This window comes from Streptomyces sp. P9-A2 (assembly GCF_036634175.1).
GTDB classification, from domain to species: Bacteria; Actinomycetota; Actinomycetes; order Streptomycetales; family Streptomycetaceae; genus Streptomyces; species Streptomyces pratens.
Genome location: NZ_JAZIFX010000001.1, coordinates 4,004,832 through 4,027,181, shown reverse-complemented (window position 1 = coordinate 4,027,181; position 22,350 = coordinate 4,004,832). Strand labels below are relative to the sequence as shown.

The following is a 22,350-nucleotide window of genomic DNA, read 5'->3' as shown; positions in this document are numbered from 1 at the left end:
TCATGGCCGCCCCCGACAGCGACACCACCCCTGACACCACCCCTCCTGACACCACCCCCGACGCCGTCCCCCACAGTGACTCCGTGCCCCCCACGTCCCCCGCCCAGGGGATCGCCCCCGTGACCCGCTGGCACCGGCACAGCGACGGTGCGGTTCTGCTCGACGGCTTCCACGCCCTCAAGCACGCCGTGCGCTTCGGGGCCGAGGTCGAGGTGGCGGTGACCGCGGACCGGGCCGCCGCGCTCGCCCTCGCCGACGAGCTGGCCCCGGACGTCCGGGAGGCGCTGGCGGCGCTGCTGGCGGAGGTGCCGTACGAGACGTACGCCTCGCTCGTCCCGCGCCCGCACCCCACCGCCGTCGCCGCCCTCGCCGTACGGCCCTCCCGCGCGGGCAACCTGGCCGGGCTGGCGCGTACCCCGCGCACCGCGCCCGTGGTGGTCCTGGACCAGCCGCGCAACCTGGGCAACGCGGGCGCCGTGATCCGGCTGGCCGCCGGTTTCGGGGCGACCGGGGTCGTCACCACCGGCACCCTCGACCCCTGGCATCCCACGGTCGTGCGCGGCGGGGCCGGGCTGCACTTCGCGACCGCCGTGGAACGGCTGTCCGTCGACGAACTGCCCGCCGGCCCGGTGTTCGCACTAGATCCGGAGGGCGAGGACATTCGCGCACTGAGACTGCCGGACGACGCGCTGCTGGCCTTCGGCTCGGAGCGCAGCGGGCTCTCGCCCGAGCTGCGCGCGCGTGCCGACCATCTGGTGGCGCTGCCGATGCGCCCCCAGGTCTCCAGCTACAACCTCGCGACCAGTGTGGCCATGACGCTGTACCACTGGAGCGCCGCCGGGGGCGCACCCGTCTGAGCGGCTCCCGCGCCGGCCGCGTCTATGCCTCCTGGCGCACCTCGACCACCCGGAAGCGGTTGGCCACGAACGCGGCGTCGGTGAGGGCCGCGTTGGCCGCCGGGTTGCCGCCGGAGCCGTGGAAGTCGGAGAAGGCGGCCGTCTGGTTGACGTACACCCCGCCGGTGAGGTTGAGGGAGAGCTGGGCGGCCTCCTCCAGACAGACCTCCCGCACCTCCTCCTCGAACTCCGGGGAGGTCGTGTACGCGCCGACGGTCATGGCGCCCTTCTCGCGGACGGTGCGCCGCAGCAGCTCCGCCGCGTCGGACGCCGAGTCGACGGCGACGGCGAAGGAGACCGGGCCGAAGCACTCGCTCATGTAGGCGGCCTCGGCGTCCGGCTTCGCGCCGTCCAGTTTCACGATCACCGGTGTACGGACCACCGCGTCCGGGAATTCCGGGTGGGCGATGCGGCGGGAGGCGAGGGCGACCTCGCCGAGGCCGGCGGCGGCCTCCAGACGATCCTTGACACCGGGGTTGACGAGTGCGCCGAGCAGGCCGACCGCGCGCGTGTCGTCGCCGAGCAGGCCGTCGACCGCCTGCGCCAGGTCGGCGACGACCTCGTCGAAGGACTTGAGGCCCTGGTCGGTGGTGATGCCGTCGCGCGGGATCAGCAGGTTCTGCGGGGTGGTGCACATCTGGCCGCTGTAGAGCGACAGGGAGAACGCCAGGTTGGCGAGCATGCCCTGGTAGTCGCCGGCGGATTCCACGATCACCGTGTTGACGCCGGCCTTCTCCGTGTACACCTGTGCCTGGCGGGCGTTGGCCTCCAGCCAGTCGCCGAACTCCGTGGAGCCGGTGTAGTCGACGATCCGGATCTCCGGGCGGGTGGCCAGGTCCTTGGCGATGCCCTCATCGGGCCGCTCGGCGGCCAGCGCCACCAGGTTCGGGTCGAAGCCGGCCTCGGTGAGTACCTGGCGCGCGACCTGGACGGTGAGCGCGAGCGGCAGCACCGCGCGGGGGTGCGGTTTGACCAGCACCGCGTTGCCGGTGGCAAGGGAGGCGAACAGGCCCGGATAGCCGTTCCACGTGGGGAAGGTGTTGCAGCCGACGACCAGGCCGATGCCGCGCGGGACCGGGGTGAACCGCTTGGTCAGCACCAGTGGGTCGCGCTTGCCCTGCGGCTTGGTCCACTCCGCGGTGCCGGGGGTGCGTGTCTGCTCGGCGTACGCGTACGCCACCGCTTCCAGGCCGCGGTCCTGCGCGTGCGGGCCGCCGGCCTGGAACGCCATCATGAACGCCTGGCCGGAGGTGTGCATGACCGCGTGGGCGAACTCGGGCGTCCGGTCGCCGATCCGCTTGAGGATCTCCAGGCAGACCACCGCGCGGGTCTCGGCGCCCGCGTCCCGCCAGGCCCGCATCCCGGCCCGCATGGCGGGCAGCAGCACGTCGAGGTCCGCGTGCGGGTAGCTGACGCCCAGCTCGAAGCCGTACGGCGAGGTCTCGCCGCCCACCCAGTCGTCGGTGCCGGGCTGGCCGAGGTCGAGGCGGGTGTTGAGCAGCGCGTCGAAGGCGGCCTTGCCCGCCGCGAGGTCCAGGCTGCCGTTCTCCCCGTAGGCCTTGGGGTGCTCGGGGTGGGGGGACCAGTACGCGCGCGTGCGGATCGCTTCCAGCGCCCGGTCCAGGGTGGGCCGGTGCTGGGCGGTCAGCTGCTGCGCGGTGAGTTCGGCGGCCATCGGGGACCAACTCCTCGTCGAGTTCGGGGACCGGGCAAAGCCCTGGGCAGGAGGCGGGGGCAGGGGCATCGGAAGCCGACGGTGCCGGACGGCGGCGATGCCGGAGGGAAGGGCGAAAGACAGGGCGTCGGAGGCAAGGGATGTCGGAAGTCGGGCGGTCGGAGTTAGAGTAACCGAACGATCGGTCGGGACAAGGGGGTCCGCCGCATCCGTGGACAAGCCCGTGCGGGAGGATCGCGCACATGACAGCACTCGACCTCAGCAGCCCTGTGGCCGTCGTCGGTACCGGCACCATGGGCCAGGGCATCGCCCAGGTCGCCCTGGTCGCGGGTCATCCCGTGCGGCTGTACGACGCCGTCCCCGGCCGGGCCCGGGAAGCGGCCGAGGGGATCGTGGCCCGGCTCGACCGGCTCGTGGCGAAGGAACGGCTCACCGCCGCCGACCGGGACGCGGCCCGCGCCCGCCTGCTGCCCGCCGACGACCTCACCGCCCTCGCCGACTGCGCCCTGGTCGTCGAGGCAGTCCTGGAGCGCCTGGACGTCAAGCAGGAGCTGTTCCGCGCGCTGGAGGACGTCGTCTCCGACGACTGCCTGCTCGCCACCAACACGTCCTCCCTGTCGGTCACCGCCGTCGGCGGCGCCCTGCGCGTCCCCGGCCGCTTCGTGGGCCTGCACTTCTTCAACCCGGCGCCGCTGCTGCCACTCGTCGAGGTCGTCTCCGGCTTCGCCACCGACGTCACCTGCGCCACGCGCGCGTACGAGACGGCCCGCGCCTGGGGCAAGACACCGGTCGCCTGCGCCGACACCCCCGGCTTCATCGTCAACCGCATCGCCCGGCCCTTCTACGCCGAAGCCTTCGCGGTGTACGAGTCCCAGGGTGCCGATCCGGCCACCGTCGACGCGGTGCTGCGCGAGTGCGGCGGCTTCCGCATGGGTGCCTTCGAACTGACCGACCTCATCGGGCAGGACGTCAACGAGTCCGTCACCCACTCGGTGTGGCAGTCCTTCTTCCAGGACGTGCGCTTCACGCCGTCCCTGGTCCAGCGCCGGCTGGTCGAGTCCGGCCGCCTCGGCCGCAAGAGCGGCCAGGGCTGGTACGACTACCGGGACGGTGCCGAGCGTCCCGAGCCGCACACCGCGGAGCGGGCGGGCCCGCCCGCGTACGTGGTCGCCGAGGGTGATCTGGGGCCCGCCTCGGACCTGTTCGCCCTGATCCGCGAGGCCGGAATCCAGGTCCGCGCGGAGGACGAGGACAACGGCACCCGCCTGGTGCTGCCCGGTGGCGGCCAGCTGGTGCTCGCCGACGGCCAGACCTCCGTGGAGTACCGCGACGTCGTCTACTTCGACCTCTCGCCGGACTACCGCGAAGCCACGCGCATCGCCCTGTCCCACTCCCAGGACACCTCCGCGCGGACCGTCGCCGAGGCCACCGGGCTGTTCCAGGCGCTCGGAAAGAAGGTCAGCGTCATCGGGGACGTCCCCGGCATGATCGTCGCGCGCACGGTGGCGCGGATCATCGACCTGGCGCACGACGCCGTCGCCAAGGGGGTGGCCACCGAGCAGGACATCGACACCGCGATGCGGCTGGGAGTCAACTACCCCCTCGGCCCCTTCGAGTGGAGCCGTCGCCTCGGCCGTGGCTGGGCCGGTGCCCTCCTGGAGGACCTGCACGAGCGTGATCAGTCCGGCCGCTACGCGCCGTCCCTCGCGCTCTACCGGCACGCGTGCGCCACCGAGAAGCGGGAGGACACCCCATGACCACCGCCAGGCGTGACACGTACACCCCGGAGTCCCTGCTCTCCGTCGCCGTCCGGGTGTTCAACGAGCGCGGCTACGACGGCACCTCCATGGAGCATCTCTCCAAGGCCGCCGGCATCTCCAAGTCGTCGATATACCACCATGTGACGGGTAAGGAGGAGCTGTTGCGGCGCGCGGTGAGCCGGGCGCTGGACGGGCTCTTCGGCATCCTCGACGAGGAGCACGCGTGCGCGGGGCGTGCCGCCGAGCGCCTGGAGTACGTCGTGCGGCGCATGGTCGAGGTCCTGATCGCGGAGCTGCCGTACGTGACGCTGCTGCTGCGCGTGCGCGGCAACACGGGAACCGAGCGGTGGGCCCTGGAACGGCGGCGCGAATTCGACCACCGGGTGGCGGCACTGCTGAGGGCCGCGGCGGCGGACGGGGACGTGCGCGGCGACATAGAGGTACGCCTGGCGACCCGGCTGGTCTTCGGGATGATCAACTCGATCGTCGAGTGGTACCGGCCGGACGGGCACGGCATGAGCGAGCGCGAGGTGACGGACGCGGTGGTCCAGCTGGCCTTCGGCGGGCTGCGCAAGGCGTCCTAGGACGTGTGTCGAAAGTCCCGCCTGCCCCGCGGCGTCCGGCGCGCACTCCCCCAAGCTCTTCGAGCAGGGGGACCCCCAGCCGCGTTGTCGGGAGCGCCCACGTACGCCCGGTACGCGGGCGACCCTCCGCCGTGCGATCGCACGCTCCCCCAAGCTCTCGGCTCCGCTCGAGCAGGGGGACCCCCATGACACCGCGGCGCCCGCCCTCCGGGCGGCCGGCGCTCCTTTCGAAACACGCCCTGGCTCCAGGAACGGCCCGGGGTGGTCCTCACCGGGGAACGGTTCCGCGCGGGGGGCTGTCCGGGAGCAGCCCCGGGCTCGTCCGGCGGTTCACCTCTGTGGTTCCAGGTCCTCCTCCTCGAACACCAGCAGGGTGCGCGTGCTGAGCACCTCGGGGATCGCCTGGAGCCGGGTCAGCACCAGCTCGCGCAACGCCCGGTTGTCCGGGGTGTGCACCAGGAGCAGCACGTCGAAGTCGCCGCCCACCAGGGCGATGTGGGAGGCGCCGGGGAGCTGCCGGAGCTGCTCGCGGACCGTGCGCCAGGTGTTCTGGACGATCTTCAGCGTGATGTACGCAGAGGTGCTGTGACCGGCCCGTTCGTGATCGACGCGGGCGCCGAAGCCGCGGATGACGCCGTCCTCCACGAGCCGGTTGATCCGGGCGTAGGCGTTCGCGCGCGAGACGTGGACCCGGTCGGCGACCGACCGGACGGACGCGCGGCCGTCCGCCTGGAGCATGCGCAGGATGTCCTGGTCTATGGCGTCCAGGGGGCGCGCGGGCGGCAGCGGACGGCTCCCCTCCAAGCTTTCGGCCATTTGTTCAGACGACACCCGGTCCCGCCTCTCCGCCATGGACGTAATGCGTCCATCACAGGCTGTGGACAACCGTTTGTCCACAGCCTGGTGCCACCCGTAGCCAAAATGTGCCGACGACCGAACAATCGGTTGGTGAGGCGCGTCACAGACGCCGCGTCTCCTGGGACCCGTCGGCGGACTCCCCTCTGTCACGTGACGCCGTGCACGCACTCTCGCCGTACCGGACCCTGACCCGAGTACATCCAAGTACGAGGCTCAGGGCCCGGCACGCCGAGAGCACGCTCCCCCAAGCTCTCGGCTTCTCCCCCGGCTACCGCCGGGAGGTGCCCCCAGAGCAGGGGGGAGATCCCCATGGCGCCGCGTGGCCCGCCCTTCGGGCGGACGATGGGAGTCCGACGACAGGACCCAGCCGCTCCCACGAGGAGGTGCCGTCATGACGGTCATGGAGCAGCGGGGCGCTTACCGGCCCACCCCGCCGCCCGCCTGGCAGCCCCGTACCGACCCCGCGCCGCTGCTGCCCGACGCGGAGCCGTACCGGGTGCTCGGCACCGGGCGCGCCGACGCGGCCGATCCGGAGCTGCTGCGCCGGCTGTACGCGGAGCTGGTGAAGGGCCGCCGCTACAACGCACAGGCCACCGCGCTCACCAAGCAGGGCCGTCTCGCGGTCTACCCCTCCAGTACCGGACAGGAGGCCTGCGAGGTCGCCGCCGCGCTGGTCCTCGAGGAGCAGGACTGGCTCTTCCCGAGCTATCGCGACACGCTCGCCGTCGTCGCGCGCGGCGTGGACCCCGTCGAGACCCTCACCCTCCTGCGTGGCGACCGGCACACCGGTTACGACCCCTACGAGCACCGGGTCGCACCGCTGAGCACGCCGCTCGCCACCCAGCTGCCGCATGCCGTCGGACTCGCGCACGCCGCCCGCCTCAAGGGGGACGACGTGGTCGCGCTGGCCATGGTCGGTGACGGCGGGACCAGCGAGGGCGACTTCCACGAGGCGCTGAACTTCGCCGCCGTGTGGCGGGCGCCGGTCGTCTTCCTCGTCCAGAACAACGGCTTCGCGATCTCCGTTCCGCTTGCCAAGCAGACCGCGGCCCCGTCGCTGGCCCACAAGGCCGTCGGCTACGGGATGCCCGGCCGCCTGGTCGACGGCAACGACGCGGCCGCCGTGCACGAGGTGCTGGCCGACGCCGTACGCCACGCGCGTGAGGGCGGCGGCCCGACCCTGGTCGAGGCGATCACCTACCGCGTGGAGGCCCACACCAACGCCGACGACGCGACCCGCTACCGGGGCGACGCCGAGGTGGAGACCTGGAAGGGGCACGACCCCGTCGCGCTCCTCGAACGGGAACTGACCCGGCGCGGTCTGCTCGACGACGACCGTATCGCCGCCGTCCGCCAGGACGCCGAGACCATGGCCGCCGACCTGCGGGCGCGCATGAACCGGGACCCGGTGCTCGACCCCATGGACCTGTTCGCCCACGTCTATGCCGAGCCCACCTCCCAGCTGCTGGAGCAACGGGAGCAGCTGCGGGCCGAGCTGGCGGCCGAAGCGGAGAGCGAGGCCGGGCCCGGGGCCGGCTCCGAACCGGGAGGGACGCAGCGATGACCACCGTCGCCGTCAAACCGGCCACCATGGCGCAGGCGCTCACGCGCGCGCTGCGCGACGCGATGGCCGCGGACCCGTCCGTGCACGTCATGGGTGAGGACGTCGGCACCCTCGGCGGTGTCTTCCGGATCACCGACGGACTCGCCGAGGAGTTCGGCGAGGACCGCTGCACGGACACTCCGCTGGCCGAGGCGGGCATCCTCGGGACGGCCGTCGGCATGGCGATGTACGGGCTGCGGCCGGTCGTGGAGATGCAGTTCGACGCGTTCGCCTACCCGGCGTTCGAGCAGCTGGTGTCGCATGTCGCGAGGATGCGCAACCGTACGCGCGGGCGGATGCCCCTGCCGCTCACCATCCGCATCCCCTACGGCGGTGGCATCGGCGGTGTCGAGCACCACAGCGACTCCTCCGAGGCGTACTACATGGCGACTCCCGGGCTTCATGTCGTGACGCCCGCGACCGTCCCGGACGCCTATGGACTGCTGCGTGCCGCCATCGCCTCCGACGACCCGGTCGTCCTCCTCGAGCCCAAGCGTCTGTACTGGTCGAAGGACTCCTGGAACCCGGAGCGGCCGACGGCCGTTGAACCCCTGGGCCGTGCGGTGGTGCGGCGCTCCGGCCGGAACGCCACGCTCATCACGTACGGGCCGTCCGTTCCCGTCTGCATGGAGGCGGCCGAGGCGGCCCGTGCCGAGGGCTGGGACCTGGAGGTCGTCGATCTGCGCTCGCTGGTGCCGTTCGACGACGAGACGGTGTGCGCCTCGGTGCGGCGGACGGGACGCGCGGTCGTCGTTCACGAGTCGGGCGGCTTCGGCGGTCCCGGCGGCGAGATCGCGGCCCGGGTCACGGAGCGCTGCTTCCATCATCTGGAGGCGCCGGTGCTGCGTGTGGCAGGGTTCGATCTCCCGTATCCGCCGCCGATGCTGGAGCGTCACCACCTGCCCGGCGTGGACCGGATCCTGGATGCCGTGGGGCGTCTGCAGTGGGAGGCCGAAAGCTGATGGCACAGGTGCTGGAGTTCAAGCTCCCCGACCTCGGTGAGGGGCTCACCGGGGCGGAGATCGTGCGCTGGCTGGTCGAGGTCGGCGAGGTCGTCGCCGTCGACCAGCCGGTCGTCGAGGTCGAGACGGCCAAGGCGATGGTGGACGTGCCCTGCCCCTACGAGGGTGTGGTCACCGCCCGCTTCGGCGAGGAGGGCGCCGAGGTGCCGGTGGGCGCCCCGCTGATCACGGTCGCGGTGGGCGGCCCGGCCGACGACGACCGTCCGGCGGGGGAGCGGTGTTCCGTAACCGACGGCTCCCGTGCCGACGGCCCCCGTGCCGACGGTTCGCGTGCGGAGGACTCGCGTGCGGAGGGCGCGCGCTCGGAGGGTTCCGGCAATGTGCTGGTCGGGTACGGCACTTCGGAAGCGCCGGCCAGGCGTCGCAGGGTCCGGCCGGGGCAGCCGGTGCCGAGCGCGCCGGCGACGCCCGCCAAGCCCGCCACGTCCGCCACGCCCGCGGTGAACGGTCGGGCCGCCGCCGGGCAGGCATCCGCTGCCCGGCAGGTCCGTACCGACGGGCCGGTGGACGGGCCGGTCCCCGTGATCTCGCCACTGGTGCGCCGGCTGGCCCGGCAGAACGGCCTGGACCTGCGGGAGATGGCTGGTTCCGGGCCCGAGGGGCTGATCCTGAGGGCGGATGTGGAGTACGCGCTCCGGGCCGCCGGAACGCGGGCCGGCAAGGACCGGGCGCCCACCACAGAGCCGCAGCCGCAGCCGCGCGTGCCGCAGACGCAGACACAGGCACAGCCGCGGGCGCACGCGCCGACCGCCGGGGCTCCGGCAGCCCCGGAGACCCTCCGCACCCCCCTCAAGGGCATCCGCGGTGTCATGGCCGACAAGCTCTCCCGCAGCCGTACCGAGATCCCCGACGCGACCTGCTGGGTGGACGCCGACGCGACCGAGCTGATGCGGGCGCGGGACGCGATGCGGCGCTTCGCCGAGGAACGTCCCCGGAGCCCCGTGGCCGGCGGGTCGAAGATCTCCGTACTCGCCCTGCTGGCCCGGATCTGCACCGCAGCGCTGGCCCGTTTCCCCGAGCTCAACTCCTCCGTGGACATGGCGGCCAGGGAGGTCGTCCGGCACCCGGCCGTGCATCTCGGCTTCGCCGCGCAGACCGAGCGCGGGCTCGTCGTCCCCGTCGTACGGGACGCGCACACGCGCAACGCGGAGTCGCTGACGGCGGAGTTCGCCCGGCTGACCGAGGCGGCCCGTACGGGAACACTGACGCCGGCGGACCTCACGGGTGGCACGTTCACATTGAACAACTACGGCGTCTTCGGCGTCGACGGCTCCACCCCGATCATCAACCACCCCGAGGCGGCCATGCTCGGTGTCGGCCGCATCGTCCCCAAGCCCTGGGTGCACGAGGGCGAGCTGGCGGTGAGGCAGGTCGTGCAGCTCTCGCTCACCTTCGACCACCGGGTCTGTGACGGCGGCACGGCAGGCGGCTTCCTGCGGTACGTGGCGGACTGTGTGGAGCAACCGGCGGTGCTGCTGCGGACGCTGTGACGTCACGTTCTTCCTGACCGCGCTGTCCGTGCCCCCGCGTTCCCCGTGCTCGCGGGGGCACGCATACTCGGGGGGTGACCGAGTACGAGCTCCCGGATGCTCCCGGAGCCGCTGGCGACCGCACCCGTGACCGCGACCCCGCGCCGGACCGGGCGGTGCCCGCCGCGTACGACGAGTCCGCCGTGCGTCCCGCGCCTGCCGTGCGTCCCGCGCCTGCCGTGCGTCCCGCGCCCGCCGCGCCCCTTGCCTACGACGCCCTCGTGCTGGCCGGTGGCGGTGCCCGGCGGCTCGGGGGCGCGGACAAGCCCGGTGTGCGGGTGGGCGGCCGGTCGCTGCTCGACCGCGTGCTGGCCGCCTGCTCCGGCGCCCGCACCAGCGTCGTCGTGGCCGACCCCCGGCCCACCTCCCGGCCCGTGTCCTGGGCACGTGAGGAACCGCCGGGCGGCGGACCGCTGGCCGCGCTCGACGCGGGGCTCCGCCTGAGCACCGCGGAGTACGCCGTCCTGCTCTCCGCCGACCTGCCGTTCCTCGACGGGCCCACCGTCGACGAGCTGCTGATCACCCTTCGGACGAGCACGGCGGACGGGGTCCTGCTGACCGACGCCGACGGCCGGGACCAGCCGCTCGTGGCCGCGTACCGGACAGCTGCGCTGCGTCACGGACTCGCGGTGCTCGCCGAAGGGCACGGCACGTTGGCCGGTTTGCCGCTGCGCCGGCTGACCGGCTCGCTCGACCTCACCCGAATCATCGGCCCGGTGGCATCGTTCGACTGCGACACCTGGGACGACATCGCCACCGCCAGAGCACGCATCAGGGAGCATGGACACGTGTTGGATGAATGGATTTCCGCAGTCAAGGACGAGCTGGGCATCGACCTGGACGTCGACACCGGCGTGCTCCTCGACCTCGCCCGGGACGCCGCCCACGGTGTGGCCAGGCCGGCGGCACCGCTGACCACCTTCCTCGTCGGCTATGCGGCCGCCCGAGCGGGCGGTGACCGGGAGGCCGTCGCCGAGGCCGCGCGCAAGGCGGTCGCCCTCGCCACCCGCTGGGCCGAGGAGGACACCACCGACGCCGCGCCCGCACAGCCCGCGCCCGCACAGCCCGCGCCCGCACAGCCCACGGACGAGCAGTCCGCCGCCGACACAGCCTCCGGCGGGGGTTCCGGCCCTGCCCCGGCGCCCGGCACGCGTCCGGACGCCGAATGAATGCGTCCGGGGCCCGTGCCGACCGGGGCACCGGGGCCGCCGACGATGCCGATGACCTCGATGACCTCGATGACCTCGACGTCGAGGAGGCTCTCGCCCTCGTGAACGACGCCTCCGGCCGCTCCCCCGGCGATTCCGCGCGCGCCCGCGGCCCCCGGCGGGGCGGGTCCCGGCCCGCCGCGGACGGCCGGAGTCCCGCCGTCGGCCACGCGCGCCACGACGGCCGCCACGCCCTCTCCTGGACCGAGGCCCGCACCGTCGCCGAGCGCGCCGCACGCCGAGGGGCCGGCAGCCGGGCCGCCCACCGTGCCCCGGCCCCGGTGCCGCTCGAGGCCGCCCTCGGCCTCACCCTGGCCGCCCCTCTCACGGCCCTCACCGACCTGCCCTCCTTCGACACCTCGGCCATGGACGGCTGGGCGGTCTCCGGTCCCGGTCCCTGGGCCGTACGGGAGGAAGGAGTCCTCGCCGGGCATGCCGAGCACCCACCGCTCACCGACGGCGAAGCCGTCCGTATCGCCACCGGCGCCCGTATCCCCTCGGACACCACCGCTGTTCTGCGCAGTGAACACGGCCGTACCGACGACAACGGCCGGCTGCACGCCACCCTGCCCCGAGCCGTCACCGCATCCCGGCCGGCGGGCGCGTCCCACGCCGGGCCCGTCTCCACGGTCGCGCACGGTCAGGACATCCGCCCACGTGGTCAGGAGTGCCGCAGCGGCGAGCAGCTGCTGTCCGTCGGCACCCTGGTGACCCCGGCCGTGCTGGGCCTCGCCGCGGCCGCCGGGTACGACACGCTCAGTACCTTCCCCCGCCCCCGCGTCGAGGTCCTCGTCCTCGGCGACGAACTGCTCACCGGAGGCCTGCCGCACGACGGGCTGATCCGGGACGCCCTCGGCCCGATGCTGCCGCCCTGGCTGCGCGCACTCGGTGCCGAGGTCACCGCCGTCCGCCGGGTCCGTGACGACGCGCAGACGCTGTACAAGGCGATCACGAGGTCCGGCGCCGATGTCGTCCTCACCACCGGCGGCACCGCCGCGGGGCCGGTCGACCACGTCCACCCGACGCTGCGCCGCATCGGCGCCGAACTTCTCGTGGACGGAGTCGAGGTGCGCCCCGGCCATCCCATGATCCTGGCCCGGACCAAGGAGAACCAGTACCTCGTCGGCCTGCCCGGCAATCCCCTCGCCGCGGTCTCCGGGCTGCTCACGCTCGCCGAACCCCTGTTGCGGACCCTCGCGGCCCGCCCCGCCCCCGAGCTGTACACGATGCCGCTGCGGGACGCGGTGCAGGGGCATCCGCACGACACTCGGCTCGTCCCTGTCGTGCTGCGCGGTGACGTGGCCCTGCCGCTGCACTACAACGGCCCGGCCATGCTGCGTGGCGTCGCCGCGGCCGACGCCCTCGCGGTCGTCCCCCCGGGTGGCACACGGCCCGGTCAGGAGGCGGAACTGCTGGATCTGCCCTGGGCGTCCGGAGGGATCGGGGTGTGTTTCACGTGAAACTTCCGGGCCAGGACGCCATTGCCCGTCAGGCGGACGAGCACTTGGTGACCCATCGGGTGAAACTGCCCAGGAAAGTGGTCGAGCACCCGGTCCGCCAGGTCGCCAAGCGACTGTCCATGGCGTTGTTCCTCCTCGTGGTGACGGCGTTGGTCGTGTACATCGACCGGGACGGTTACACCGACAACTCCGACGGCACCCTCGACTTCCTCGACGCCTTCTACTACGCGACCGTCACCCTCTCCACCACGGGGTACGGCGACATCACCCCGGTCAGCGACGCCGCCCGGCTGACCAATATCTTCGTCGTCACGCCGTTGCGGGTGATGTTCCTGATCATCCTGGTCGGCACCACCCTCGAAGCCCTCACCGAACGCACCCGGGAGGAGTGGCGACTGAACCGCTGGAGGTCCACGTTGCGTGATCACACCGTCGTCGTCGGATTCGGCACGAAGGGCAGGTCCGCGATCAGAACGGTCTGTGCGACGGGGCTCCGCAAGGAGCAGGTCGTGGTGGTCGATCCCAGCAGCAAGGCGATCGAGGCCGCGGCGGCCGACGGGTACGCGGGCGTCATAGGGGATGCGACGCGCAGTGAGGTGCTGAAGCGGGCCGAGGCCTACCGGGCGAAGCAGATCATCATCGCCACACAGCGGGACGACACGGCCGTGCTGGTCACGCTGACGGCCCGCCAGCTCAACCGCAATGCGAAGATCGTGGTCGCGGTGCGCGAGGAGGAGAACGCCCCGCTGCTGAAGCAGTCGGGTGCCGACGCGGTCATCACCAGTGCCAGCGCGGCCGGCCGGCTGCTCGGTCTGTCCGTGCTCAGCCCCGCGGCCGGCATGGTGATGGAGGACCTGATCCAGCAGGGCACCGGCCTCGACATGATCGAACGGCCGGTCATAAAGGCCGAGGTGGGCAAGACACCGCGGGAGGTCGACGATCTGGTGGTGAGCGTTCTGCGCGGGCACCGGGTGCTCGGCTACGACGACAAGAACGTCGGGGCGCTCGAACTGACGGACCGGCTGATCACCATCGTGCGGGCGACACCGGTCAGCCAGGTCACCCCCGACATCCGTCCGCTTCACGACTGACACCGCCGGGACATGAGGGAAACAACGTGGTGCCCCGGGGTCACTCGACCCCGGGGCACCACGTTGTTTCCCTCGGTGTTCGCCGGCCGCGTCACTTGCGGTTGTAGAGCCGCATCGTGATCGGTCCGAAGACCAGGACGAGCAGGACGGACCAGCCCAGCGACCAGGCCACCTCGTCGGCCGGCCAGTCCCCCGCCATCAGTCCGCGCACCGCGGACGCCAGGTGCGTGACGGGGCTGTTGTTGACGAAGGCCTGGAGCCAGCCCGGCATGGTGCGGGGGTCGACGAAGACGTTGGACAGGAAGGTGAGCGGGAAGATCACCATCATGCTGACGCCCATCACGGACTTCTCGGTGCGCAGCATCAGCCCGAACATCGTCCAGATCCACGAGAACGCGAACGCGAAGACCACCAGCAGCGCGATCCCGGCGAGCACACCGGGGACCCCGCCGTCCGGCCGGTAGCCGAGGACGATGCCCACGGTGAGCATCACGACGGACGCGATGGTGTAGCGCAGGGCGTCCCCGAGCAGATAGCCGACCATCGTCGAGGGCCGCCAGATCGGCAGGGTGCGGAACCGGTCGAAGACGCCCTTCTCGATGTCCGTGTTGACCGAGACACCGGTGTACATCGTGATCATCACGACCGACATCACCAGGATGCCCGGCAGCAGGAACTGGATGTACTCCGTCGGTGAACCGGCCAGCGCCCCGCCGAAGAGGTACGTGTACATCAGCACCATCATGATCGGGAACGCGGTGACGTCGAAGAGCTGCTCCGGCACATGCTTGATCTTGAGGATCGCGCGCCAGCCGAACGTCAGGGAGGCCGACCACGCGCTGGGCCGTGGCGGGCGTTCCCTGGCGACCAGCAGCTCGGCGAGGGAGTCGGTGCGGACCGGGGCGAGTTCCGCGCTCTCGGTGGTCGTCGTCACGGTACTCATGCCGCCACCTCGTCCTTCGGGTTGTGGGAGATGTCGGTGCCGGCCCCGGGCGCTGTCCCGGAACCGGCCCCGCTGCCCGATGCCTGGGTGTCGTGGCCGGTGAGGGCGAGGAACACCTCGTCCAGGCTCGGCTGGCCGAGCGAGAAGTTGTCGACGGTGATGCCGGCCGCGGCCAGTTCGCTCAGCGCGCGGGCGGCCTGTTCGGCGGCGGTGTCCTGACTCGCGGCCGCGCCCAGGCGGGCGGTGAGCGTCACCGGGTCGGGGTCGGGCTGCACCTGTGCGTCGAGCAGGCGGCGCAGCAGGTCCGCGGCGAGCGGCCGTTGATCCGGGTCACGCAGCCGCAGATGTACGGTGCCGGCGCCGACGGACGCCTTCAGCTCGCCCTTGGTGCCCTCGGCGATCACCCTCCCGCGGTCGATGACGGCGATCCGGGACGCCAGCTGGTCGGCCTCGTCCAGGTACTGCGTGGTCAGCAGCACGGTCGTGCCCTGGGCGACCACCGCGCGCACGATGTCCCACACCTGGTTGCGGCTGCGCGGGTCCAGGCCGGTCGTCGGTTCGTCGAGGAACAGCAGGTCGGGGGTGTTGAGGATGGACGCGGCGATGTCGATACGGCGCCGCATTCCGCCCGAGTAGTGCTTGACCTGCTTCGCCGCCGCGTCCGTCAGACCGAATGCCTCCAGCAGCTGGGCGGCACGGCTGCGGGCGCCCGGTTTGCGGTGGCCGAGGAGGCGGGCCAGCAGAATCAGGTTCTCGGCACCGGTGAGGTCCTCGTCCACGGACGCGTACTGCCCGGTGAGGCTCACCAGGCCGCGCACCGTGTCGGCTTCGCGCACGACGTCATGGCCGAAGACATGGGCGTCGCCGCCGCCCGGCCTCAGCAGGGTGGCGAGCATCTTCACGGTGGTGGTCTTGCCGGCGCCGTTCGGTCCGAGGACGCCGTACACCGTGCCGGCCGGCACGGTGAGATCGACTCCGTCGACGGCCCGTGTCTCACCGAAGGTCTTGACCAGGCCGGCGGTTTCGATCGCCAGGCCGGACGTCTGCGTGCTCATGCTTCGAGTCCTTCCGCGTGCTGGGGCTACGCAGGGGAGACCTTCACGATCGCGCGAACTCATCGCTCCCGCACAGGGGTTTTCCCGCGAACCGGCCCAGCGACGGATCCCGCCCTCCGCCCGTGGACCGAGCCGGTTCCCGGACCGAGCCGGGCCCCGGGTCCGATCCCGGCCCCGGGTCTGGCCGGCACCGGACTTGAGCCGCCCACGGCCCGGTCGGAGGTAGCGTCGTTCTCATGTATGCGATCACGATTCCCGAACCCGGCGGGCCCGAGACGCTGGTGTGGACCAAGGTCCCCGATCCCGTTCCCGGCGCGGGCGAAGTGCTGGTCGAGGTGGTGGCAGGCGCCGTCAACCGCGCCGACATCATGCAGCGGCAGGGCTTCTACGACCCGCCGCCCGGTGCCTCCCCCCACCCCGGCCTGGAGTGCTCCGGCCGGATCACCGCGCTCGGCCCCGGAGTGACCGGGTGGGCGGTCGGTGACGAGGTGTGCGCCTTGCTCGCGGGTGGTGGCTACGCGGAGCAGGTCGCCGTCCCGGTCGGCCAGTTGCTCCCCGTCCCCGAAGGGCTTGACCTCAAGCAGGCGGCGGCACTCCCGGAGGTCGTCTGCACGGTCTGGTCGAACGTCTTCATGGTGGCCCACCTCCGCCCCGGCGAGACGCTGCTCGTGCACGGCGGCTCCAGCGGCATCGGCACCATGGCGATCCAGCTCGCCAAGGCCGTCGGTGCCGAGGTCGCCGTCACGGCCGGTACGAAGGAGAAGCTGGAGCGCTGCGCCGAACTGGGCGCCGACATCCTGATCAACTACCGCGAGCAGGACTTCGTGGCCGAGCTGGAGCGGGCCACCGACGGCGCCGGCGCGGACGTCATCCTCGACAACATGGGCGCCAAGTACCTGGACCGCAACGTCAGGGCCCTCGCGGTCAACGGCCGGCTCGCGATCATCGGTATGCAGGGCGGCGTCAAGGGCGAGCTGAACATCGGCGCCCTCCTCGGCAAGCGCGGCGCCATCAGCGCGACCTCGCTGCGCGCCCGGCCGCCGGCGGAGAAGGCGGCGATCGTCGCGGCCGTGCGGGAACACGTCTGGCCGCTGATCGAGGGCGGTCATGTCCGTCCCGTCGTCGACCGTGAGATCCCGATGCCGGACGCGGCCGACGCCCACCGGGTCGTGGAGGCCAGTGGCCACATCGGCAAGGTGCTGCTGATCGCGCCGTAGGACGTCCGGATGTCCATGGGCTTCGCGCTTCAGCTCCGCCGCAGCCTGAGGCCCACGAACGCCAGTCCCAGCCCGAGCCCCACCAGGACCAGTCCGCTGCCCAGCGGCAGGATGCGCAGCATGGGCCCGGCGGAGCGGTCGGTGCCGATGGCGGTGTTCGACGTGGGCTGTCGCGACACCTCGGAGGACACCGTGGCGGCCGCCTCCTGCGACTGGGGTGCCCGAGGGGTGGCGCCGGCCCCGGGTTCCTCGGATCCGTCCGTACCGTCTCCGGAGGCCGGGGCGGGCCCGGTGTCCTCCGCACCGGTCTGGGGCTCGCCCGGCTTCTCGGGAACGCCACTCACGCCGCCGCCGGTGCCGCGTCCGCCGGTGCCGCGTCCGCCGTCGCTCGGTACGCCGTCCCGCCCATCCCGCGGGTCCGCCGCCTCCCTGGTCTCTCCGGGCCCCTCGGACCCCTCGGATCCCTCGGGCCTCTCCTCCGGTCCGGGAACCTCCCGCCCCGGCCGCTTCCGTCCTTCCCCGGGCCGGCTGCCGGCCCGGGGAGGCCCGGCCGAGGCCGAGGCCGAGAGCGACGGCGTCGCAGCCGCAGCCGCAGCCGCAGCCGCAGCCGCAGCCGCAGCCGAGCGGAAGGGCGAGAGAGCCGAAGAGAGAGCAGGGGACGGAGAGGACGAGCGGGCGGTCGCGCGGGCGGGCACGTCGAGCCGTCCGGCCACCGCCTCCTGAAGTCCGTCAACCGGTCCTTCGGCGTCGTAAGCCACCGCCGTACCGACGGGCGCCACGGCAGCGCTGTACGGCAGTATCACCCCCGCTCCCACCGCCGTTCCCGCTCCGGCCGCGGTCACCGCGCCCGTCATCGCCCCGAGCGCGACGCACGTTCGCAGGGCGAGCCCCGCTCGCATCGCCCTCACTGCACACAGCCATGGAGTCACGGCGGTGACCTCCCGCACCGGCCGGTGCCCGTTCGCACCGTCGGCAAGATGGGCCGGATGGACTCCCACAGGCTCGCATTCCCGTGCACCCCCGGCATTCCGGATTCCCCCAGTCAGGGGCAGCCCGGGGGGCCCCGGGGGTGTGCGGCGGGCGTGCGAGAGAATGGCCGCATGGAGATGCCGAGGAACGAACGGTCACCGGACAATCCGCAGGTTCTGGTCGTCGGCCAGGACGGGATGGCGCTCGGCGGGGGCACGGGGGACGAGGACTCCCGCGAGGTCCCGGTGACGGAGCAGGTGGAACAGCCCGCGAAGGTCATGCGGATCGGCAGCATGATCAAGCAGCTGCTGGAGGAGGTGCGCGCGGCCCCTCTGGACGAGGCCAGCAGGGTCCGGCTCAAGGAGATCCACGCCAGCTCGGTGAAGGAGCTGGAGGACGGACTCGCGCCTCAGCTGGTCGAGGAGCTGGAGCGGCTCTCGCTGCCCTTCACGGACGAGGCGACCCCGAGCGACGCCGAACTGCGGATCGCGCAGGCCCAGCTGGTGGGCTGGCTGGAGGGCCTCTTCCACGGCATCCAGACCACGCTCTTCGCCCAGCAGATGGCCGCGCGCGCCCAGCTGGAGCAGATGCGCCGGGCCCTTCCGCCGGGCGTCGGTGACGGCGGAGCCGAGGAACCCCCGATGGGCGGCCGCGCGGGCGGCCCCTACCTGTAGTCGTCCCTGCCCCGCTTCGACAGGACGTACGAAAGGGGCCCGGCGTCGTAGCCGGGCCCCTTTCGTACGTCCTTTGTTCCTTGCCCCGTGCCTGGTGGGCTCAGGCTTTCCCAGGAGCCCAGGAGCCCAGGAGCCCAGGAGCCCAGGAGATCAGCCGTTCGGCGGTTTGCCCGTGGAGACGTCGAGCTGGATCTTGGGCATCTCCTCGGGGTCGACAGCCGTACCGGCGGCGGGGAACTGCTTCATGACCGCGCCTTCGCCGTACGTGTTCTCGTCGACGTTCCGCACTTCCAGGGTCCAGCCGGCGGCCTGGAAGCATTCCTTGACCGACTTGATGTACTTGAACTTCAGGTTCGGGAGCTGGATCTCGTCCTCGTCGTTGTAGGACTCCTTCGGCTCCGTGCACTCCTCCGGGTCGATCGTCCTGGAGGGGTCGGGTCCGCGGTACCCGGCCGCCCGGGAGACCTCCGCCGACACCGACGCGCTGACGCCGGGGTCGCCGCCCTTGTCGTTCTCGTCGCCGCCGCCGTTGGCCAGCAGCGCCGCGATCAGGCCGCCGACGGCGAGGACGGACACGGCGACCGAACCGATGATCACCGGCTTGTCGTTCCTGTCGCCGCCCGGTCCGCCCGGGCCCGGGGGCGACAGGTTGTACGGAGGCGTCGACGGGCCGCCCTGCTGCGCGCCGTACGGGGGGTGGGGTGTCGCGTAGCCGCCATGAGGGGCGCCCTGCTGGGGATAGCCGTACGCCGGGGCCGGACCCGGCGCGGCCGGGGTGCCGTACGGGTTCGGGGTGTGGTGCTGGGGCGGGCCCGGCGTGTACGGCGTCCGGACGCTGCCCGGGGCCGCCGGAGCCGACTGGTCGACGGGCGGGAACACCGCGGAACCGACGCCCGAGCCGCTCTGCCCTTGCGGGCCGGGGACGATGCTCGGCGGGGCCGCCTGGAAGGACTGGCTCACGCGCAGGCACTCGTTACGCATGGCTTCGGCGCTGGGGAAACGCTCGTTCGGGTTCTTCTTCAGCGCGCGGGTGATCAGCGCGTCCACGGCCGGGGGCAGCGAGCGGTTGACCGAGGAGGCGAGCGGTGGCTCCTCCTGCACGTGCGCGTACGCGATGGCCAGCGGCGAGTCGGCGTCGAACGGGATCCGTCCGGTGACCAGTTGGAAGAGCATGATGCCGACCGAGTAAAGGTCGGAGCGGGCGTCGACGCCCCGTCCGAGCGCCTGTTCGGGCGAGAGGTACTGCGGGGTGCCGACGACCATGCCGGTCTGCGTCATCGAGGTCACGCCGGACTGCATGGCGCGGGCGATGCCGAAGTCCATCACCTTGACCACGCCGCGCTTGGTCATCATCACGTTGCCCGGCTTGATGTCCCGGTGGACCAGGCCCATTTCGTGGCTGATCTCCAGGGCGGCCAGTACGTCCGCGGTGACCTTCAGCGCCTTGTCGGCGGGCATCGCGCCCTGCCGCCGTATGTCCTCGTCGAGCACGGAGCCCAGCGGACGGCCCTCGACGTACTCCATGACGATGTACGGCATCGTCATGCCGTCCACATCGTCCTCGCCGGTGTCGAAGACCGAGACGATGTTGGTGTGCGTGAGCTTCGCCACGGACTGGGCCTCGCGGCGGAAGCGTTCGCGGAAGGCCTGTTCCCTGCCGAGTTCCGTGTGCAGGGTCTTGATCGCGACCTGACGGTCGAGCACGCTGTCGTACGCGAGGTGGACGGAGGCCATGCCGCCTTGGCCGAGCAGGTCCCGCAGTTGGTAGCGGCCGCCGGCGAGCGCCCGCCCCGCGTTGTGGCCCTGTGCGCCGTCCTGGCTCATGCTCCGCGTCCCCCGTAGCCTCTTCGGCGCTACTGCCGTCGGCGACCGATTCCTCGTAGATCCAATGCGTTATCCCCGGCCAAGTCTGCCCCAGGCCCCTGACGCGTCAAGCGTGGGGCCCGTTCCGTGACCGTACGGGACAGAAGCGTCGCGGAAGCGTTACAGGGGACGTGAGGCGGGTGCACAGAATTTGCACGACGATATGGATTGCGGGTTTCATGGCCGGTCCGTCTCATACCCGTTCTCATGCCTGTTCCTGGCAGCCCGTCCCGGACGGGAGGCCGGCGTGAAGGCTGTAGCGTGGCCGACGGAGACCGTGACAACACCGCGCGCACCGCGGGCAGAAACGACGGCGAGGACTGATGGCACAGCAGCAGCGCGCTCAGGGCCCGTCCGACCCCGAGGCGACTGGCGGCGGCATGTCGGACGCGCCGGACAACTGGGGCAACGGCGGGCTTGTCGGCGACGGTCGGTACCGGCTGACGCACAGGCTCGGCCGGGGCGGCATGGCCGAGGTGTTCGCCGCGGAGGACGTGCGGCTGGGGCGGACGGTCGCCGTCAAACTGATGCATACCGATCTCGCCGAGGACCCGATCGCCAAAGCGCGTTTCACGCGCGAGGCGCAGTCGGTGGCCGGTCTCAACCACCACTCGATCGTCGCCGTGTACGACTCCGGCGAGGACATCGTGGGCGGCCAGGCCGTGCCGTACATCATCATGGAGATCGTCGAGGGCCGCACGATCCGCGATCTCCTGGTCAACGCCGAGGCGCCCGGCCCCGAACAGGCGTTGATCATCGTCTCCGGCGTCCTGGAGGCGCTGGCCTACTCGCACCAGCACGGCATCGTGCACCGCGACATCAAGCCCGCGAACGTCATCATCACGCACAACGGTGCCGTGAAGGTGATGGACTTCGGCATCGCCCGCGCGCTGCACGGCGCGTCCACGACGATGACGCAGACCGGCATGGTCATGGGCACCCCCCAGTACCTCTCGCCCGAGCAGGCGCTCGGCAAGGCCGTCGACCACCGGTCCGACCTGTACGCGACCGGCTGCATGCTGTACGAACTGCTGGCGCTGCGGCCCCCGTTCACCGGTGAGACGCCGCTGTCCGTGGTCTACCAGCACGTGCAGGACATCCCCACGCCCCCGTCGGAGGTCTCCGACGCCAGCCCTCCGGAGCTGGACGGGCTTGTCATGCGCTCGCTCGCCAAGGAGCCGGACGACCGGTTCCAGACGGCGGAGGAGATGCGCGGGCTGATCCAGTACGGGCTGCAGATGCTCTACGACCAGGGCGGCCACACCGGCACCTGGAACACCGGCGTGGTCGACGTGCACGACGGCCGGCACACCCCGGCGGGAGGGTTCGCGGGCACGACGGCGATGCCGCACCCGGACGCCTCCGGCACCGCGGCCATCCCGCAGCCGATTCTCCCCAACCGGTACAACGGCGGGGACGACGGCGGTTTCGAGGGCGGCGACCACCATGGCAACGGCCGCGGAAAGCTGTGGATCCTCGCGGTGCTCGCGGTGATCGCCGTCGTCGCGGGTGTCGCCCTGGCGCTGAACGGCGGCGGCGACGACGGCAAGGACGACAAGGAACCCTCCAAGAAGTCGCCGTCCTCCTCGCAGACCAGCGAGAAGGAGAAGGCCAGCGAGTCGCCGGACGAGGACGACACCACCAAGGAGCCGGAGGCGCCGAACACGGACACCGGCACCGGTAACGGCAACGGCTCCGGCGGCGGTGGCTACGTCCCGCCGTACACCCCGTACCCGACGGCGACGCCGAGCTACACGCAGCCCGAGGAGCCGAGCGGCGACCCGACGGACACCCCGACGACGCCGGTGGAGACGGAGCCCGAGGACCCGCCGGAGACGGACCCGGACCCGGACCCGGACCCGGGCGGCGGCGATGGTGGCGCGGCCAACGGCGGTACGGAGGGCGGCGCGGCCGCCGGCGCCGTCACCGGCGGCTGACCACGG

Annotated in this window: 18 protein-coding genes; 12 read left to right on the top strand and 6 right to left on the bottom strand. The window is 72.2% G+C overall.

The window, feature by feature from the left end:
* The first annotated feature begins 2 nt into the window (after nt 1-2).
* Nucleotides 3-857: a TrmH family RNA methyltransferase gene (locus V4Y04_RS18255; protein WP_332429281.1), complete on the top strand. Its 855-nt coding sequence runs from the start codon at nt 3-5 to the stop codon at nt 855-857.
* A 22-nt stretch (nt 858-879) separates the two neighbouring features.
* Here V4Y04_RS18255 and paaN read toward each other — a convergent pair whose 3' ends face one another.
* Nucleotides 880-2,571: a phenylacetic acid degradation protein PaaN gene (paaN, locus tag V4Y04_RS18250; RefSeq protein WP_332429280.1), complete on the bottom strand. Its 1,692-nt coding sequence runs from the start codon at nt 2,569-2,571 to the stop codon at nt 880-882.
* A 242-nt stretch (nt 2,572-2,813) separates the two neighbouring features.
* Between paaN and V4Y04_RS18245 the strand changes: the two genes are divergently transcribed.
* Together V4Y04_RS18245 and V4Y04_RS18240 are read left to right on the top strand one after the other, a co-directional pair.
* Entirely contained in the window at nt 2,814-4,328 is a 1,515-nt protein-coding gene (locus V4Y04_RS18245) for a 3-hydroxyacyl-CoA dehydrogenase (protein ID WP_332429279.1), read from the top strand.
* Nucleotides 4,325-4,915: a TetR/AcrR family transcriptional regulator gene (locus V4Y04_RS18240; RefSeq protein ID WP_332429278.1), complete on the top strand. Its 591-nt coding sequence runs from the start codon at nt 4,325-4,327 to the stop codon at nt 4,913-4,915. The genes V4Y04_RS18245 and V4Y04_RS18240 overlap by 4 nt, the downstream gene beginning before the upstream one ends.
* A gap of 330 nt (nt 4,916-5,245) precedes the next feature.
* Here the strand turns inward: V4Y04_RS18240 and V4Y04_RS18235 are convergent, their stop codons facing one another.
* Complete coding sequence (locus tag V4Y04_RS18235) at nt 5,246-5,731, bottom strand: Lrp/AsnC family transcriptional regulator (RefSeq protein ID WP_332429277.1); 486 nt, start codon at nt 5,729-5,731, stop codon at nt 5,246-5,248.
* Nucleotides 5,732-6,164: 433 nt separating this feature from the next.
* On the opposite strand from V4Y04_RS18235, the gene pdhA reads away from it, so the two are divergent.
* The 6 genes from pdhA to V4Y04_RS18205 all read left to right on the top strand — a co-directional run bounded on the left by pdhA (nt 6,165) and on the right by V4Y04_RS18205 (nt 13,686).
* Entirely contained in the window at nt 6,165-7,337 is a 1,173-nt protein-coding gene (pdhA, locus tag V4Y04_RS18230; RefSeq protein ID WP_332429276.1) for a pyruvate dehydrogenase (acetyl-transferring) E1 component subunit alpha, read from the top strand.
* Nucleotides 7,334-8,338 (top strand): alpha-ketoacid dehydrogenase subunit beta, encoded by a 1,005-nt coding sequence (locus tag V4Y04_RS18225; RefSeq protein WP_332429275.1) that lies wholly within the window; start codon nt 7,334-7,336, stop codon nt 8,336-8,338. Before pdhA ends, V4Y04_RS18225 begins: the two co-directional genes overlap by 4 nt.
* Nucleotides 8,338-9,888, top strand: a complete 1,551-nt coding sequence (locus tag V4Y04_RS18220; protein WP_332429274.1) for a dihydrolipoamide acetyltransferase family protein — start codon at nt 8,338-8,340, stop codon at nt 9,886-9,888. Before V4Y04_RS18225 ends, V4Y04_RS18220 begins: the two co-directional genes overlap by 1 nt.
* Nucleotides 9,889-10,148: 260 nt before the next feature.
* Nucleotides 10,149-11,096, top strand: a complete 948-nt coding sequence (locus tag V4Y04_RS18215) for a DUF6457 domain-containing protein (protein WP_443080186.1) — start codon at nt 10,149-10,151, stop codon at nt 11,094-11,096.
* Nucleotides 11,093-12,595 carry a molybdopterin molybdotransferase MoeA gene (locus tag V4Y04_RS18210; RefSeq protein WP_332429273.1) on the top strand — a complete coding sequence of 501 codons (1,503 nt, stop codon included), beginning with the start codon at nt 11,093-11,095 and terminating at the stop codon, nt 12,593-12,595. Before V4Y04_RS18215 ends, V4Y04_RS18210 begins: the two co-directional genes overlap by 4 nt.
* Nucleotides 12,592-13,686 (top strand): potassium channel family protein, encoded by a 1,095-nt coding sequence (locus V4Y04_RS18205; protein ID WP_332432896.1) that lies wholly within the window; start codon nt 12,592-12,594, stop codon nt 13,684-13,686. Before V4Y04_RS18210 ends, V4Y04_RS18205 begins: the two co-directional genes overlap by 4 nt.
* A 91-nt stretch (nt 13,687-13,777) precedes the next feature.
* Here the strand turns inward: V4Y04_RS18205 and V4Y04_RS18200 are convergent, their stop codons facing one another.
* Together V4Y04_RS18200 and V4Y04_RS18195 are read right to left on the bottom strand one after the other, a co-directional pair.
* The gene (locus V4Y04_RS18200) at nt 13,778-14,629 is read right to left on the bottom strand and encodes an ABC transporter permease (protein ID WP_332429272.1); all 852 of its coding nucleotides are present in this window, start codon (nt 14,627-14,629) and stop codon (nt 13,778-13,780) included.
* Complete coding sequence (locus V4Y04_RS18195; RefSeq protein ID WP_332429271.1) at nt 14,626-15,684, bottom strand: ATP-binding cassette domain-containing protein; 1,059 nt, start codon at nt 15,682-15,684, stop codon at nt 14,626-14,628. Before V4Y04_RS18195 ends, V4Y04_RS18200 begins: the two co-directional genes overlap by 4 nt.
* A 236-nt stretch (nt 15,685-15,920) precedes the next feature.
* Between V4Y04_RS18195 and V4Y04_RS18190 the strand changes: the two genes are divergently transcribed.
* Nucleotides 15,921-16,901, top strand: coding sequence for an NAD(P)H-quinone oxidoreductase (locus V4Y04_RS18190; RefSeq protein ID WP_332429270.1), 981 nt, complete (start codon nt 15,921-15,923; stop codon nt 16,899-16,901).
* 29 nt (nt 16,902-16,930) lie between these two features.
* On the opposite strand, the gene V4Y04_RS18185 is transcribed toward V4Y04_RS18190, so the two are convergent.
* A complete protein-coding gene (locus V4Y04_RS18185) occupies nt 16,931-17,245 on the bottom strand; it encodes a hypothetical protein (protein ID WP_332429268.1) in 315 nt (104 codons plus the stop codon).
* Nucleotides 17,246-18,001: 756 nt separating this feature from the next.
* Here V4Y04_RS18185 and V4Y04_RS18180 point away from each other — a divergent pair.
* On the top strand, nt 18,002-18,544 hold the full coding sequence (locus V4Y04_RS18180; RefSeq protein ID WP_332429266.1) for a bacterial proteasome activator family protein: 543 nt from the start codon (nt 18,002-18,004) through the stop codon (nt 18,542-18,544).
* A gap of 150 nt (nt 18,545-18,694) precedes the next feature.
* Here the strand turns inward: V4Y04_RS18180 and V4Y04_RS18175 are convergent, their stop codons facing one another.
* Nucleotides 18,695-20,368 (bottom strand): protein kinase domain-containing protein, encoded by a 1,674-nt coding sequence (locus V4Y04_RS18175; protein ID WP_332429263.1) that lies wholly within the window; start codon nt 20,366-20,368, stop codon nt 18,695-18,697.
* 362 nt (nt 20,369-20,730) lie between these two features.
* Between V4Y04_RS18175 and V4Y04_RS18170 the strand changes: the two genes are divergently transcribed.
* A complete protein-coding gene (locus V4Y04_RS18170; protein ID WP_332429261.1) occupies nt 20,731-22,344 on the top strand; it encodes a protein kinase domain-containing protein in 1,614 nt (537 codons plus the stop codon).
* Nucleotides 22,345-22,350: the final 6 nt, after the last annotated feature.

Excerpts from the sequence above, each read along its gene's own strand:
- V4Y04_RS18245 (WP_332429279.1), top strand. The coding sequence starts at position 2,814 with ATGACAGCACTCGACCTCAGCAGCCCTGTGGCCGTCGTCGGTACCGGC.
- V4Y04_RS18240 (WP_332429278.1), top strand. The coding sequence starts at position 4,325 with ATGACCACCGCCAGGCGTGACACGTACACCCCGGAGTCCCTGCTCTCC.
- V4Y04_RS18170 (WP_332429261.1), top strand. The coding sequence starts at position 20,731 with ATGGCACAGCAGCAGCGCGCTCAGGGCCCGTCCGACCCCGAGGCGACT.
- V4Y04_RS18195 (WP_332429271.1), bottom strand. The coding sequence starts at position 15,684 with ATGAGCACGCAGACGTCCGGCCTGGCGATCGAAACCGCCGGCCTGGTC.
- V4Y04_RS18180 (WP_332429266.1), top strand. The coding sequence starts at position 18,002 with ATGGAGATGCCGAGGAACGAACGGTCACCGGACAATCCGCAGGTTCTG.
- paaN (WP_332429280.1), bottom strand. The coding sequence starts at position 2,571 with ATGGCCGCCGAACTCACCGCGCAGCAGCTGACCGCCCAGCACCGGCCC.
- V4Y04_RS18200 (WP_332429272.1), bottom strand. The coding sequence starts at position 14,629 with ATGAGTACCGTGACGACGACCACCGAGAGCGCGGAACTCGCCCCGGTC.
- V4Y04_RS18175 (WP_332429263.1), bottom strand. The coding sequence starts at position 20,368 with ATGAGCCAGGACGGCGCACAGGGCCACAACGCGGGGCGGGCGCTCGCC.
- V4Y04_RS18210 (WP_332429273.1), top strand. The coding sequence starts at position 11,093 with ATGAATGCGTCCGGGGCCCGTGCCGACCGGGGCACCGGGGCCGCCGAC.
- V4Y04_RS18255 (WP_332429281.1), top strand. The coding sequence starts at position 3 with ATGGCCGCCCCCGACAGCGACACCACCCCTGACACCACCCCTCCTGAC.
- V4Y04_RS18190 (WP_332429270.1), top strand. The coding sequence starts at position 15,921 with ATGTATGCGATCACGATTCCCGAACCCGGCGGGCCCGAGACGCTGGTG.
- V4Y04_RS18235 (WP_332429277.1), bottom strand. The coding sequence starts at position 5,731 with ATGGCCGAAAGCTTGGAGGGGAGCCGTCCGCTGCCGCCCGCGCGCCCC.
- V4Y04_RS18220 (WP_332429274.1), top strand. The coding sequence starts at position 8,338 with ATGGCACAGGTGCTGGAGTTCAAGCTCCCCGACCTCGGTGAGGGGCTC.
- V4Y04_RS18225 (WP_332429275.1), top strand. The coding sequence starts at position 7,334 with ATGACCACCGTCGCCGTCAAACCGGCCACCATGGCGCAGGCGCTCACG.
- pdhA (WP_332429276.1), top strand. The coding sequence starts at position 6,165 with ATGACGGTCATGGAGCAGCGGGGCGCTTACCGGCCCACCCCGCCGCCC.